The organism is Mesorhizobium monacense (assembly GCF_056781675.1).
On sequence record NZ_CM165567.1, the window covers coordinates 1,737,034 to 1,751,389 of the forward strand.

Genomic DNA, 14,356 nt, shown 5'->3' on the forward strand with positions numbered 1-14,356 from the left:
CTGACAATATCTCGGAGACCACGCGTGACCCAATCGACGACAAAACGCCAGACCGAAGCCGCCGGCGAAGACCCCTTCCTCTGGCTGGAGGACCGGAACGGCAAAGAGGCGCTCGACTGGGTGCATCGCCAGAATGAGGTCACGGTCGGCGAATTGCAGGGCGATCCGTCCTACCGGGCCGCGTTCGAAACCGCGCTCGACCTGATGACGGCCGAGGACAACATCGCCGTCGGCGCCGCGCTCAATGGCCATGTCTACAATTTCTGGCAAGACAGGACCAATGTGCTGGGCCTCTGGCGCCGCACCACGGTCGCCTCCTACAAGACCGACAAGCCGCAATGGGAGACGATCGTCGACTTCGACGTGCTCTCGGCCAAGGAAGGCGTGAAATGGGTGTTCAGTGGGGCCAGCCGCCTCTGCCCGGACTTCAATCTCTGCATGGTCTCGATGTCGCCGGATGGCGGCGATGCCAGCGAGATGCGCGAGTTCGACATCGCGGCGAAATCCTTCGTCGAGGACGGCTTTCGCGCGCCGGCCTCCAAATCGGGTTTTTCCTGGCTGGACAAGGATACGGTGATCGTCTCGGCCGCCTTCGAGGAGGAGGACAAGACCCAGTCCGGCTATCCGCGCGTGGTCAAGCTCTGGCGGCGCGGCACTAGGCTGCAGGACGCGACGCCGATCTTCGAGGCTGAGAAGCAGGATCTCGCGGCCGGCGGCGGGCTCGAGATCGACGGCGACAGGCGGCACCTGTTCCTTGCCCGCACCATCGACTTCTTCTCCTCGCACAGCTTCCTGCGCCTGCCTTCAGGCGAGAACAGGCGCATCCCGCTGCCGGACGACGTCACCGACACGGCGATCTTCAAGGGGCAGCTCATCTTCGGCGTGCGCAGCCCGTGGACCGCGCCGGACGGCACAGGCTGCCTGCCCGACGCTCTCTATTCGGTGGATTTCGAGCGTTGGATCGAAACCGGCGCGCTGGGGCCTGTCAAAACCGTGCTCGAGCCAGCGCACCGGGTCTCGATCGCCGGGCTCGCGCGCACAGAGGCGCGACTGTTCATCAACCTGATGGACAATGTGCGCGGCAAGGTCATTGCCTGCGACCGCGTGGGCAGCGGTTGGTCGCTCAAGCCAGTCGCACTACCCGAAAACGGCAATGTCGGCATCAGTCATGCCGAGCATTTTGGCGCCAGCGTGTCCTTCTCCTTCACCGATTTCCTGACCCCGAGCTCGATCATCTGGTCGGACAACGATGGCGAGACGCTGGCGACGGTGAAGTCGCAGCCGGCGCGTTTCGATGCTTCGCCCTATGTCTCCGAGCAGTTCGAGGCGCGCTCGAAGGACGGTACCATGATCCCGTATTTCGTCGTCCGGCGGCGCGACCAGAAAGGGCCGGTGCCGACGCTGCTCTACGGCTATGGCGGGTTCGAAGTGCCGCTGCTGCCCGGCTATGCCGGCGTGCGCGGCAGGCTATGGCTGGAGAAGGGCAATGCCTATGTGCAGGCCAACATCCGCGGCGGTGGCGAGTTCGGCCCGGCCTGGCACCAGGCGGCGCTCAAGGGCAACCGCCAGAACGCCTTCGATGATTTCGCCGCGGTGGCACAGGACGCCGTCAGGCGCGGGGTCGCCACCGCGGCTTCGCTCGGCATCCAAGGCGGCTCGAATGGCGGCCTGCTGACCGGCGTCTCGCTGACGCAGCGCCCGGAGCTGTTCGGCGCCGTCATCATCGACGTGCCGCTGCTCGACATGTTGCGCTACACCGAATTGCCGCCCGGCGCTTCGTGGATGGCCGAATATGGCGATCCCACGAAGCCGGAAGAGGCGGCCTGGCTTGGCGCCTATTCGCCCTATCAGCATGTCGAGGTCGACGCCGCCTATCCGCCGGTGCTCTTGACCACCTCGACCGCTGACGACCGCGTCCATCCCGGCCATGCCCGCAAGATGACGGCGCGGCTGCAGGCCGCCGGCCATGCGAAAGCGCTGTTCTTCGAGGAGACCGAGGGCGGGCATGGCGGGCGCGGCGACCGCCGGCCGCAGGCGGCGCAGGCCGCGATGCGCTATGTGTTTCTGCAAAGGGCACTGGAGCATCGGACCGAAAAGTGAAATCGGTTTTCGGATGATCCGATGCTCCTTCGAAAGACTTGGCACGGCTTGAACACAAGGCCTCAGGCGGCTTAAGGTGCCGCCATGGCTCTGATGAAGACATCCAGCGCATTCGGGGTGGCGGTGACGCCGTCACCGCGCACGCTGCGTGCCGAGCTTCTGCGCCTGTGCGCCCGCATCGGCTATTCGCCTCCGGCTCTCCTCTGACGAATCCGCCCCCGGCAGCTTGCCGGATTGATTCAAGAGGAAAGACCAAACTCATGACCTATCAGAACTATTCGCTGAAGCAGCTTCAGCAGATCGACGCCGCGCATCATCTGCATCCGTTCACCGACCACAAGGAACTGCGCGAGGCCGGCTCGCGGATCATCACCCATGCCAATGGGCCGTTCATCTACGACGCCGACGGGACCGAAATCCTCGACGGCATGGCCGGGCTGTGGTGCGTCAATGTCGGCTACGGCCGCGACGAACTGGCCGAAGCGGCCTACGCCCAGATGAAGGAACTGCCCTACTACAACTCCTTCTTCAAATGCTCGACGCCGACGCCGGTGCTCTTGTCCAAGAAGCTGGCGGAACTGGCGCCCAAGGGCGTCAGCCAGGTGTTTTACGGTTCCTCCGGCTCGGAGGCCAACGACACGGCGCTGCGGCTCGTGCGCCACTACTGGGCGCTGGAAGGCGAGCCGGAGAAGAACCGCATCATCTCGCGCAAGATGGGCTATCACGGCTCGACTATCGCCGGCACCTCGCTCGGCGGCATGGAGCCGATGCACAAGCAGCTCGGCGGCGCGGTGCCCAACATCGTGCATGTGATGATGCCCTATGCCTATGAGCTGGCGCTGGCCGGCGAGAGCGACCATGATTTCGGTCTGCGCGCCGCCAAGGCGGTCGAGGACGCCATCCTGGAAGCCGGCGCCGACAAGGTTGCCGCCTTCATCGGCGAGCCGGTGATGGGCGCGGGCGGGGTAAAAATCCCGCCGATGAGCTACTGGCCGGAAGTCCAGCGCATCTGCCGCAAATACGATGTGCTCTTGATGCTGGACGAGGTCATCACCGGCTATGGCCGCACCGGCGAGTGGTTCGCGGCACAGACCTTCGGCATCGAGCCCGACACCATCACCACGGCCAAGGCGCTGACCTCAGGCTACCAGCCGCTGTCGGCGCTGCTGGTCGGCGAGCGCATCGCCGCGACACTGGTCGAGAAGGGCGGCGAGTTCTATCACGGCTATACCTATTCCGGGCACCCCGTGGCCTGCGCCGTGGCGCTGAAGAACATCGAGATCATGGAGCGCGAAGGCTTGGTCGACCGCGTCAGGAACGACACCGGGCCTTACTTCGCGCAGGCCTTGCAGGAGCGCATCGCCGGGCACAATCTGGTCGGCGAGGTGCGTTCGATCGGGCTGATGGGTGCGATCGAGATCGTCAAGGACAAGGCGAGCAAGGAACGCTTCCTGCCGGCGGGCAGTGCCGCCGTGGTCGTGCGCGACTACGCCATCGCCCAAGGCATGATGCTGCGCGCCACCGGCGACACGATGATCCTGTCGCCGCCGCTGATCTGGACGCGCGAGACCGTCGACGTGGCCTGCGAACGCATCGCCAAGGCGCTCGATCTGGCGGAAGCGGACCTGCGCAAGCGGTAAGCGAACAATCGTCTGGCGCCTTCGGTGGGGGCGCCAGATGTTCCCTCGCGAAGCAGTGTTGCCAAACGCAAAAACCGCGCCCCACCGGGAACGCGGCTTTGCCAGATACGCATGGCGTTTCGCTACAAGAACACTTGCGAAACTTACGGGCTCCGGTACGCGAGACCTGATCCGGAGCGCCGGGCGGATGCGATATGTCCGCCTCGCTGTCCGTTTTATAGGCACATCGTTACCGGCCGGTTATCGAGAACTTAAGCAAATCTAAATTTGCGGTCTTTCCGTCGGAAAAGGCGAAAAAAGCGCTGTGAAATTCGAAACTTAATTAGAATTGCCGCGCAGGAAATTTATGATGCCGGAAAAATCGGCGCCGGCATTCCCTTGCGCATTGAACAGCGCGTAGAGCTGCGTCGCCTCGGCGCCGAGCGGCGTCACCGCGCCGGCGCCTTGGGCGGCCTCCTGTGACAGCTTCAGGTCCTTCAGCATGAGTGCGGCGGCAAAGCCGGGCTTGTAATCGCGGTTGGCAGGCGACGCCGGCACCGGGCCGGGCACCGGGCAATAGCTGGTCAGCGACCAGCATTGGCCCGACGAGGTCGAGGCGACGTCGAACAGCGCCTGGTGCGAAAGCCCGAGCTTTTCCGCAAGCACGAAGGCCTCCGCGACACCGACCATCGAGATGCCGAGGATCATGTTGTTGCAGATCTTGGCCGCCTGTCCGGCGCCGTCGCCGCCGCAATGAACGATGCGGCCGGCCATCGGCTTGAGGACCGGCTCGGCCGCCGCGAATGCGTCGTCCGAGCCGCCTGCCATGAATGTCAGCGTGCCGGCCGTGGCGCCGCCGGTGCCGCCGGAGACCGGCGCGTCGATCGACGCCAGCCCATGCTTGCTGGCGATGGCATGAGCCTTGCGCGCCGACTCGACGTCGATGGTCGAAGAATCGATGAACAGCGCGCCTTTCTTGGCCTTGGGCGCGATATCCTCATAGACCGACAGCACATGCTTGCCGGCCGGCAGCATGGTGATGACCGCATCGGCCTCCTTCACCGCGGCAACCGCATTGGCCATGATGACGACGCCATGCTCCCTGGCGATGGTCAGGTTCTCCGGCATCAGGTCGAAGCCGTGCACGGTATGCCCCGCCTTGACCAGATTGGCGGCCATCGGATTGCCCATGTTGCCGAGGCCGATGAAGGCGATGGTGGTCATCGAAATGTCTCCGGTTCTGCTCAGCGGCCGATCAGCGCGCGGGCGATGATGACCCGCATGATCTCGTTGGTGCCTTCGAGGATCTGGTGAACGCGCAGGTCTCGCACCAGCTTCTCGACGCCATAGTCGTGGAGGTAGCCGTAGCCGCCATGCAGTTGCAGGGCGTCATTGGCGACATTGAAACCGGTGTCGGTGACGAAGCGCTTGGCCATCGCCGACCATTTGCCGGCGTCCGGCGCCTTGCGGTCGAGTTTCGAGGCGGCAGTGTAAAGGAACATCCTGGCAGCCTGCAGTTCGGTCTCCATGTCGGCGAGCTTGAACTGCAGCGCCTGGAACTGGTTGATTTTCGAACCGAAGGCTTTGCGCTCCGCCGTGTAGGCCAGCGCCTTGTCGAGCGCCGATTGCGCGCCGCCCAGCGAGCAGGCGGCGATGTTCAACCGGCCGCCATCGAGGCCGGCCATGGCGATGCCGAAACCGGCGCCTTCGCCCGAAAGCAGGTTCTCAGCCGGCACCTTGCAGTCCTCGAAGATGACCTGGCGGGTCGACTGCATGTGCCAGCCCATCTTGTGCTCGTTGGCGCCGAAGGAAAGGCCTGGCGCATCCTTCGGCACGACGAAGGTGGAAATGCCCTTCGGTCCATCGGCGCCGGTGCGCGCCATGACGACATAGAGGTCGCTGTCGCCGGCGCCGGAGATGAACTGCTTGGCGCCGTTCAGCACATAGTCGCCGCCATTCTTGACCGCGCGCGTCTTCAGCGCCGCGGCATCCGAACCGGAACCAGGCTCGGTCAGGCAGTAGCTTGCCAGCCATTCCATAGACGTCAGCTTCGGCAAAAAGCGCTGTCGCTGCTCCTCGTTGCCGAAGCGGTCGATCATCGAAGCCACCATGTTGTGGATCGAGATGAAGGAGGAAAAGGCCGGGTCGGCGCGCGACAGCGCCTCGAAGATCAGCACGGCGTCGAGCCGCCCGAGCGCCGAGCCGCCGACATCGTCGCGGACATAGATGCCGCCAAGGCCGAGCGGGCCGGTCTCGCGGATCACATCGGCGGGGAAATGTTTCGCCCGGTCCCAGTCGAGCGCGTTGGGTGCGACGCGGTCGGCGGCGAAGGCTTGCGCCATCTCCTGGATGGCACGCTGCTCCTCGTTGAGTTCGAACTGGCTGGTGCTCGCATCGACCGCGGCGTCCATGGCGTGCTCCCTTTATGTCCTTGGCCAGCCAGTCTGCTGGCCTGTCGTTTTTGGCTTTGCGCGCCGCTCAATCTAGACCAATGATGCCGCCGCGCAACCCGACGATCGGCGAAGCGGCTGTGCGCGAGTGGATCAGCGGAGCATAGAGTGCCGACAAATTTCGATGACCTCCTCGATGGCTTCCATGAGTATCTGGAAACGGTGGACAGCCCGCTGGTGCGTGACGCCGTGGCGCAAATCGACTGGGACATGCCGGCCCGTGCGCTCGCGCCGCATGCGCTGCCTTGCCTTGACCAACTCGACCGTATCGTCGAGCTTGCTCCGGCCAACGGCAGGCCGCTGGCGCGGCTGCTGGCCCGGCGCCGGAACGAATTTCGCTGGGGGCAGACCTATAATGTGACCGATTTCGGCGCGGCATTCCTGGAAAAATATGGCTGGCTGGAGGTGTTCGGCACGCGCGGCCATTTCATCAATGACGAGGTCGCGGCCGGCCTGCTGATCCTCGGGCCGGGCATCGTCTATCCCGACCACCATCACATTGCCGAGGAGATCTACATACTGCTGACCGGCGGCACTGAATGGCGCATGGGCGAGGGTGGCTTTCGCGTTCGCGAGGCGGGCGAAGTGATTCATCACGCGTCCGACGTCAGCCACGCCATGCGGACGGGCAAGGAACCGCTGCTAGCGCTCTATATCTGGCGCGGCGGGCCGCTGGCGCAGAAGTCGACCATTCCCGGCACCGACGCGCAGGGCAGGGCGTGATGGCCAGAGCGATCATGTTGCAAGGCACCGGCTCGGATGTCGGCAAGACGGTGCTGGTCGCGGGCCTGTGCCGCGCGGCGAAGAAGCGCGGGCTGAAGGTGCGGCCGTTCAAGCCGCAGAACATGTCCAACAATGCCGCCGTCGCCGAGGTTCCCGGCGACAACCGTGCCGTCGGTGGCGAGATCGGCCGCGCGCAGTGGCTGCAGGCGATCGCCTGCGGTGTCGCGCCGTCGGTCCACATGAACCCTGTGCTGCTCAAGCCGCAGAGCGATATCGGTTCGCAGGTGGTGGTGCAGGGCAAGGTGTTCGGCGAGGCCAGGGCGCGCGACTACCAGGCGATGAAGGGCCGGCTGATGGACGCGGTGCTGGAGTCCTGGGCGAAGGTCGGCGAGGGCGCGGACCTCGTCATCGTCGAGGGCGCGGGCTCGCCGGCCGAGATCAATCTCAGAAGCCGCGACATCGCCAATATGGGTTTTGCGACGCGCGCCAACGTGCCGGTCATCCTGGTCGGCGACATCGATCGCGGCGGCGTCATCGCCTCGGTCGCCGGCACGCATCTGATCCTGCCGGAAGAGGACCGGCGCATGATCGCCGGCTACCTCATCAACAAGTTCCGCGGCGATGTCTCGCTGTTCGACGACGGCATCCAGGCGATCGAAAAATTCACCGGCTGGCGCTGCTTCGGCGTCGTGCCGTGGCTGAAGGCGGCGGCGCGGCTGCCGTCGGAGGATTCCGTGGTGCTCGAACGGCTGGCGTCCGGCGAGAAGCGTGCGCTGAAGGTGGCTGTGCCGATGCTTAGCCGCATCGCCAATTTCGACGACCTCGATCCGCTCAAGGCCGAACCGCAGGTCGAGGTCGTGTTCGTGCCGCCCGGCCAGCGTCTCCCGGAAGACGCCGGGCTGGTGGTTATTCCCGGCTCCAAGTCGACGATCGGCGATCTGCTGAAATTCCGCGACAATGGCTGGGATCGCGACCTTCTTGCGCATCGCAAACGCGGTGGCCATGTCGTCGGCATTTGCGGCGGCTTCCAGATGCTGGGCCGCATGGTGCGCGACCCCGACGGCATCGAAGGCAGTGTCACCGAGGCAGAAGGCCTCGGCCTGCTCGACTTCGAAACGGTGATGGAGCCGGAAAAGATCGTACGCAATTCCAGCGCCCGCTCGCTGCAGTTCGATCTGCCGCTCGAAGGCTACGAGATCCATCTCGGCCGCACCACCGGTCCCGATATGGCGCGGCCGTCGGCGATCATCAATGGCGTCGAGGACGGAGCGGTCTCCGCCGACGGCAAGGTGGTCGGCACCTATCTGCACGGGCTGTTTTCCGCCGACGCCTTCCGGACGAAATTCCTGGAAAGCCTTGGCGTCAGGGGTGGCGGCATCGACTATCGCGCCGAGGTCGAACGGGCGCTGGACGAGGTCGCGGCCGAACTGGAAACCCATCTCGACTGCGACGCGATTTTTGCGCTGGCTCGTTAGCTGCCTACGCCTTTTCGCCGGCCTTCGGCCAGTAGGTGCCGAAGGACCAGACATTGCCTTCGGGATCGCGGCAGATGAATTCGCGGCTGCCGTAATCGCGGTCGACAAGTTCCTGGATGATCGTGGCGCCGGCGTTCTTTGCTCGGGCATAAGCGGCGTCGGCATCCTCGACGGCGACATAGATCGACTTACCGCCGCCCGAGCCCGGCTCGCCGACCATCTTGCCGTAATCGTCGTCGCGCGCGGTGCCGAGCATGATCATCGACGAGCCGAAGACGAGTTCGGCGTGGTGCACAATGTCGCCCTCGCCATAGCGGGCGCGGACGGTGAAGCCGAAAGCATCGCCGAGCCAGTCGATCATTCTTGCCGCGTTCTTGTAGCGCAGGGCAGGGTAGAGCCGGGGTGCTTCGCTGGTCGTGGGCATCGGGGAACCTCCTTCAATTAGGGTTGGTCGATAACCCAGTCTGGGCGAAGGTCGCTGCGGCGTCTTGAAGAAATGTTACCAGGCGGCGATTGCGGTCGGCGTCTCGCCGGCCAGATCACGGAACTCGCGCACCAGATGCGCCTGGTCGGCATAGCCGCAATCGGCGGCGATGTCGGCCCAATCGCCGTTGTCCTGTCTCGACAGGCCAAGCGCACGGTTGAAGCGGACGATGCGCGACAACGTCTTCGGGCCGATGCCGACCGCATCGTAGAATTTCCCCGCAAGGTGCTTGCGGCTCCAGCCCAGCCTTCCAGCCAGCGTGGCGACGCGCATGCGCCCGCCGGAGGCGATGATGCTGTCATAGGCCCAGCCGATTTCGGCCTGCACGGGATACGTCGAGGCAAGCCGGGAAGAGACGAAACTCTCGGCAATGGCAAAGCGTGCGTTCCAGTCACGCGCATTGCCGAGCTTTTCGCGCAGCGCGATGCCTTCGATACCGAGCACGTCGTCGAGGCCGACCATACGGTCGGTCAATTCGCTCATCGGCTGGCCGAAGAAGCGGCGAGCGCCGAGCGGTGTGAAATTGATCTGCACGCAGCAGGCGCCGCCGAAGGATTTGATGACCACCGGCCCGGCAAAAAGGCCGGCGGCAAAACTGGCGAAGCGGTCATTGTCGCCGGGATCCTTGCCCAATCCGATGGCGAAGGGCTCGGCAAAGCTGATGACCAGCGGCACGGTCAGCGAGGCATATTCGACGTTGCGGAAATGGCCCGAGATCGTCTCGCGGTAGCCGCATATGTCGGTGACCACGCCCTGGAGCTGCGGGCCGGGCGGGCGACGCACCATCTCGAACCGGCTCGGATCAGGCTGTTCGCTATCGGCGGCCACGGCATCTCCTTCGGCAAGGAAACTAGCAGACCATGTGGCAAAATCAAAAGCGCCCGGCTTGGGACCGGGCGCTTCGGTTACCTGAGATCTTGAAGTGCTTGAAGCGTGTGGCGTCCGGAGAGATTCATGCGACGCGCTTCAAGCCTATGTCTTCATGCATGTCGTTGTCCCAAAACCGCTACGCACTTTTGGGCGACACGCATCAGGCGCCGCGCATCATGCAGCCGCCGGCAAGCACGATGTAGGCGATGAGCACAATCCAAATTGATGCGAGGGGAATAAACGCAAGAACGCCAAGAGCGGCGAGAACGCCGATGATGGCGATGACAAGGGCAATAATGAAAATAAGCTGAGTAGGTGCACTAAGATTCATGTGTGGTCCTCCAACATGATTCGTACGCCGGCATTCTATCAGGCGCGCAGTCATTCACCAATCAAGGTGCGCAGCGGATTCGCCGGGTTGGCCAGGCCAGCGCCACGCGGGGCCAGGAGGGTTTCGACTGGGAAGAAAATTGCGCGCGTTCGACGACGGCTACCCGTTTGCGCAAAGGCGATTCCGCGCTAACTATTGGACAGGAATTGGAAAGGGCTCTGATGGCGTTCGCATTGCTTGACCAGATACGCTCGATCTTCGAAGGCGATCCCGGCGTGCGCAAAGTCGCTGACGACCCGGTGCTGTCAGCGGAACTCTTGATGCTGTTTCGCATGATCCTGGCCGACGGCTCGGTCAGCGAGAGCGAAATGGTCGCCTTCCGCCGCATCTGCAAGGAGGCCTTTGGCATTCCCGAGGCCAGCATCGACAACGTCATCGAGTATCTCAACGAGTTCGGCTACGAGACCAATGGCTCGCAGGCCGTCGCGTTGTTCCGCGACCTCGACGTCGAGCGGCGCAAGCTGCTCGCCCGACACATGGCCGAGATCGCCAAGGCCAACTCGCAACTGGCCGAGAGCGAGGTGCGGCTGTTGCGGCGTACGCTGGATCTGCTCGACATCAGTCCGGTCGATGTGGTGAAGCCGGAAGAATAGGCCAGCATCGACGGCGGCTCACCCCTGTTCCTGCAGCCGCCGCGCGATTGCCCGATGCAAATCCGGGGCTGCGGCGACCAGGGCCTTGGCCGCCTCCGATTGCGGATGATCCAGCACCTCGCCTGTCTTGCCGCGCTCGACGATCCTGCCGTCATGCATGACCAGCACTTCGTCGGTGATGGCGCGGGCGACGGTCAGGTCGTGGGTGATGAACAGATAGGCGATGCCGAGCTTCTGGTTGAGCTCAGCGAACAGGTCAAGGATCTGGGCGCGGATCGAGACATCGAGCGCCGAGACCGGTTCGTCGGCAACCACCAGCTTCGGCCGGGTGATGATGGCGCGGGCGATCGACAGGCGTTGGCGCTGGCCGCCGGAAAACTCGTGCGGGTATTTGTCCATGTCGCGCGGGCTGAGGCCGACCTCGTGCAGCGCATGCGCCACCATCTCTCGGCGCTCCGCAGGCGCTGGCTTCTTGTCCAGCACATGCAGCGGTTCGGCCACCAGTTTCTCGACCTTCTGGCGCGGGTCGAAGGAGCCGTAAGGATCCTGGAACACCACCTGCATGTCGCGCCGCGCCGGCTTGAGTTCCGCCTCGCTCTTGCCGGTGATGGTTTCGCCGCGAAAGCGGATCGTTCCTGAAGTCGATTTGTCCAGTGCCAGGATCATGCGGGCGAGCGTGGACTTGCCGCAACCGGAGCGGCCGACCAGCGCCACCGACTGGCCGGGCGCTATCGACAAGGACACGTCGTCGACGGCGCGGACCGGTGTGGCGCGCTTGAACAGCGAGCTGCGGCGCCCATGATAGTCGCGCGACAAGCCTTCGACCTGAAGCAGTGGCTTGGCCGAGCCAGCAGCGTGCGTTCTGGGGCGGGCCGGCACATGCATCGAGGCCTGCGCCAATTGGCGCGTGTAGGGGTGGAGCTGTTCCGACAGTGTGCGCGCGGTATCGCCGGCCTCCATCACCTCGCCATGCCGCAGGATGGTGATGCGGTCGGCCATCTCGGTCACCACCGCGAGATCGTGCGAGATCAGCAGCAGGCCCATGCGGTTTTCCGCGACGAGATCGCGCAGCAGGTCGAGGATCTGCGCCTGCAGCACCACGTCGAGTGCCGTCGTCGGCTCGTCGGCGATCAAAAGCTTCGGCTTCAGCGCACAGGCGATGGCGATCACGACCCGCTGACGCTGGCCGCCGGAGAGCTCGTGCGGATAGCGAGACAGCGGGAATTGTGCTGCCGGTAGGCCGACCCGGTCGAGCATTTTTCGCGCCCGGTCCTCGGCCTCGGCGCGGCTTGACCTTGTGTGCCAGCGAATGCCTTCGGCCACCTGCTCGCCGATGGTCTTGACCGGGTTGAGCGCCGTCATCGGCTCCTGGAACACCATGCCGATGTCGTCGCCGCGCAGCGCGCACATCTGGTCTTCGCTCGCGGCAAGAATGTCGATGCCGTCGAAGGTCACGCGTCCGGTGGCGCGCGCCGCGAACGGCAGAAGCTGCATCACGGTCAGCGCCGTCATCGACTTGCCGGAGCCGGATTCGCCGACCAGCCCCATCACTTCGCCGGGCACGACGGAGAGGTCGACTCCCTTCAGGATCGGCGTGTCGCCGATCGCCAGCGACAGGTTCTCGATCTCGAGCAGGCTCATCGCTGCCGCCGCGATTTCGGGTCGAGGATGTCGGCGATGCCGTCGCCGAGCAAATTGAGGCCGAGCACGGTGACGACGATCGCCATGCCCGGGAAGATGGCCATCCACGGCGCCACCACCATGCGGGTCTGGGCGTCGAACAGCATGCGGCCCCAGCTTGGCATCGGCGGCTGGGCGCCGAGGCCGACATAGGAAAGCCCGGCCTCCGCGAGGATGCCAAGCGCAAACTGTATCGTGCCTTGCACCAGCAGCAGCGTGGCGATGTTGGGCAGGATGTGTTCGATCGTAATCAGCGTGTTGCCCTTGCCGGCGGCGCGCGCGGCGAGGATGAATTCGCGCGGCCAGATCGCCAGCGCGCCGGCACGGGCGACACGCGCAAACACCGGAATGTTGAAGATGCCGATGGCGATGATGGCATTGATGGCGCCAGGTCCGAAGATGGCGGTGATCATGATCGCCGAAAGCAGAGCCGGGAAGGCGAAGACGAGATCGTTCATGCGCATCAGCACTTCGTCGACGAGGCCGCCGCGCGCCGCGGCAAAGGCGCCGAGCGGCACGCCGGCGCCCATGCCGATGCCGACCGCGACCAGCGCCACTGCAATCGAGTTGCGGGCGCCGACCATGATCATCGACAGGATGTCGCGGCCGAAATGGTCGGTGCCGAACCAGTGCGTCAGCGACGGGCTTTGCGTCTTGTTCGATATCACCAGTCTGGTGACGTCGTAGGGCGTCCAGACATAGGAGAGGATCGCCACCGCCGCCACCAGCGCTGTGATGACGAGGCCGATGAGGAACGATCGACTGCGGAACGCCTTGGCCAGAATACCGGCAAGGGTCTCTTCGGGGATGTCGACGTGCAGCGTCATTGCCGGCTTCTCAGGCGCGGATCGACAACCGCATAGGAGAGGTCGACGAGGAGGTTGACGGCGATGACCGCGGCGACCAGCAGCATGACGACGCTTTCGACGACGATCAGGTCGCGCTGGGTGATGGCCTGGAACACCAGGCGTCCCAGGCCAGGCAGATAGAAGACATTCTCGATGATGATGGTGCCGGCGAGCAGGAAGGCGAATTGCAGCCCGAGAATGGTCAGCACCGGGATCATGGCGTTGCGCAGCGCATGCCGCCACAGCACCGCGCGATAGGGCAGGCCCTTGGCGCGGGCGGTGCGGATATAGTCCTCGTTGAGCACCTCGATCAGGGCCGAGCGGGCGACACGCGCCAGGATCGCCGCCTGCGGCAGAGCGAGCGCGACGGCCGGCAAAAGCAGCGACTTCAGTGCCGGCCACACACCGGCGCTCCAGCCCGGAAAGCCGCCCGCCGGCACCAGCCGCAGCCAGACGGCAAAGAGATAGATCAGCATCAGCGCGAACCAGAAGTTGGGCACGGCGACGCCGAACTGCGTGGCGCCCATGGCAATCGCATCGCCGGCCCGCCCGCGCCGGCTGGCGGAGTAGAGCCCGACCGGAATGGCAATGATTGTGGAGAGAGCGAGCGCGATCAGCGCCAGCGGCAGCGAGACGACGATGCGCTCGCGCACGAGATCGATGACCGGCACCGAATAGGTGTAGGAGCGGCCGAAATCGAGGCTGAGCAAGCCGCCGGCCCAGTGCAGGTAGCGTATGGGCAGCGGTGCGTTGAGGCCCATCTGGTTGCGCAGCACCTCGACCTGGTCGGCGCTGGCGTTCAGGCCCAGCATCAGCCGCGCCGGATCGCCGGGGATGATCTCCAGCACGGCGAACACCACCATCGAGGCCAGTACCAGCGTGGCGAGGGCGATGGCGAGGCGCTTGAGGAGGTAGGCGGTCATGGGAGACGCGGGACTGCTGTTCGGCCTGGTGCAACGAGCGCGCAAAGGTAGCGTTCCCGCCTGCCCCCTTCTGTCCTGCCGGACATCTCCTCCGATAGGGGGGAGATCGGCAGTTCCAGCGCTGGCGCTAATGCAGCGTTGAAAATTGGCGAAAACAGCGGCGAGAGCTCAATCTCCCCCCTTGCAGGGGAGATGTCCGG

At 64.7% G+C, this 14,356-nt stretch carries 14 protein-coding genes; 6 read left to right on the top strand and 8 right to left on the bottom strand.

The features are described 5' to 3' along the window. Positions 1-24: 24 nt before the first annotated feature. The 3 genes from AC1RUK_RS08045 (at position 25) to AC1RUK_RS08055 (ending at position 3,740) form a co-directional block, all read left to right on the top strand. On the top strand, positions 25-2,100 hold the full coding sequence (locus AC1RUK_RS08045) for a prolyl oligopeptidase family serine peptidase (protein WP_481836041.1): 2,076 nt from the start codon (positions 25-27) through the stop codon (positions 2,098-2,100). Between the two features lie 84 nt (positions 2,101-2,184). Beyond that, on the top strand, positions 2,185-2,307 hold the full coding sequence (locus AC1RUK_RS08050) for a capsid protein (RefSeq protein WP_436172215.1): 123 nt from the start codon (positions 2,185-2,187) through the stop codon (positions 2,305-2,307). A gap of 53 nt (positions 2,308-2,360) precedes the next feature. Continuing rightward, positions 2,361-3,740 carry an aspartate aminotransferase family protein gene (locus AC1RUK_RS08055; RefSeq protein WP_481836040.1) on the top strand — a complete coding sequence of 460 codons (1,380 nt, stop codon included), beginning with the start codon at positions 2,361-2,363 and terminating at the stop codon, positions 3,738-3,740. A gap of 318 nt (positions 3,741-4,058) precedes the next feature. Here the strand turns inward: AC1RUK_RS08055 and mmsB are convergent, their stop codons facing one another. Further along, on the bottom strand, positions 4,059-4,943 hold the full coding sequence (mmsB, locus tag AC1RUK_RS08060; RefSeq protein ID WP_481836039.1) for a 3-hydroxyisobutyrate dehydrogenase: 885 nt from the start codon (positions 4,941-4,943) through the stop codon (positions 4,059-4,061). 20 nt (positions 4,944-4,963) lie between these two features. Further along, positions 4,964-6,130, bottom strand: a complete 1,167-nt coding sequence (locus AC1RUK_RS08065; protein ID WP_481836038.1) for an isobutyryl-CoA dehydrogenase — start codon at positions 6,128-6,130, stop codon at positions 4,964-4,966. A 147-nt stretch (positions 6,131-6,277) separates the two neighbouring features. Between AC1RUK_RS08065 and AC1RUK_RS08070 the strand changes: the two genes are divergently transcribed. Then, positions 6,278-6,892 (top strand): dimethylsulfonioproprionate lyase family protein, encoded by a 615-nt coding sequence (locus AC1RUK_RS08070; protein ID WP_481836037.1) that lies wholly within the window; start codon positions 6,278-6,280, stop codon positions 6,890-6,892. Then, on the top strand, positions 6,892-8,367 hold the full coding sequence (locus AC1RUK_RS08075; protein ID WP_481836036.1) for a cobyric acid synthase: 1,476 nt from the start codon (positions 6,892-6,894) through the stop codon (positions 8,365-8,367). The genes AC1RUK_RS08070 and AC1RUK_RS08075 overlap by 1 nt, the downstream gene beginning before the upstream one ends. 4 nt (positions 8,368-8,371) lie before the next feature. On the opposite strand, the gene AC1RUK_RS08080 is transcribed toward AC1RUK_RS08075, so the two are convergent. The 3 genes from AC1RUK_RS08080 to AC1RUK_RS08090 all read right to left on the bottom strand — a co-directional run bounded on the left by AC1RUK_RS08080 (position 8,372) and on the right by AC1RUK_RS08090 (position 10,052). Further along, entirely contained in the window at positions 8,372-8,791 is a 420-nt protein-coding gene (locus AC1RUK_RS08080; protein ID WP_481836035.1) for a VOC family protein, read from the bottom strand. Positions 8,792-8,866: 75 nt separating this feature from the next. Further along, positions 8,867-9,637 (bottom strand): helix-turn-helix domain-containing protein, encoded by a 771-nt coding sequence (locus AC1RUK_RS08085; protein WP_481839550.1) that lies wholly within the window; start codon positions 9,635-9,637, stop codon positions 8,867-8,869. Positions 9,638-9,881: 244 nt separating this feature from the next. Beyond that, positions 9,882-10,052, bottom strand: a complete 171-nt coding sequence (locus AC1RUK_RS08090; RefSeq protein WP_481836034.1) for a hypothetical protein — start codon at positions 10,050-10,052, stop codon at positions 9,882-9,884. Positions 10,053-10,273: 221 nt separating this feature from the next. Between AC1RUK_RS08090 and AC1RUK_RS08095 the strand changes: the two genes are divergently transcribed. Then, complete coding sequence (locus AC1RUK_RS08095) at positions 10,274-10,705, top strand: TerB family tellurite resistance protein (RefSeq protein WP_436172208.1); 432 nt, start codon at positions 10,274-10,276, stop codon at positions 10,703-10,705. Positions 10,706-10,723: 18 nt separating this feature from the next. Here the strand turns inward: AC1RUK_RS08095 and AC1RUK_RS08100 are convergent, their stop codons facing one another. From AC1RUK_RS08100 to AC1RUK_RS08110, 3 genes are read right to left on the bottom strand one after another with little or no spacing between them, the layout of a single operon-like run. Continuing rightward, on the bottom strand, positions 10,724-12,346 hold the full coding sequence (locus AC1RUK_RS08100) for an ABC transporter ATP-binding protein (RefSeq protein WP_481836033.1): 1,623 nt from the start codon (positions 12,344-12,346) through the stop codon (positions 10,724-10,726). Then, the gene (locus AC1RUK_RS08105; RefSeq protein ID WP_481836032.1) at positions 12,343-13,212 is read right to left on the bottom strand and encodes an ABC transporter permease; all 870 of its coding nucleotides are present in this window, start codon (positions 13,210-13,212) and stop codon (positions 12,343-12,345) included. The genes AC1RUK_RS08100 and AC1RUK_RS08105 overlap by 4 nt, the downstream gene beginning before the upstream one ends. Beyond that, entirely contained in the window at positions 13,209-14,156 is a 948-nt protein-coding gene (locus tag AC1RUK_RS08110; protein WP_481836031.1) for an ABC transporter permease, read from the bottom strand. Before AC1RUK_RS08110 ends, AC1RUK_RS08105 begins: the two co-directional genes overlap by 4 nt. Between the last annotated feature and the right edge of the window lie 200 nt (positions 14,157-14,356).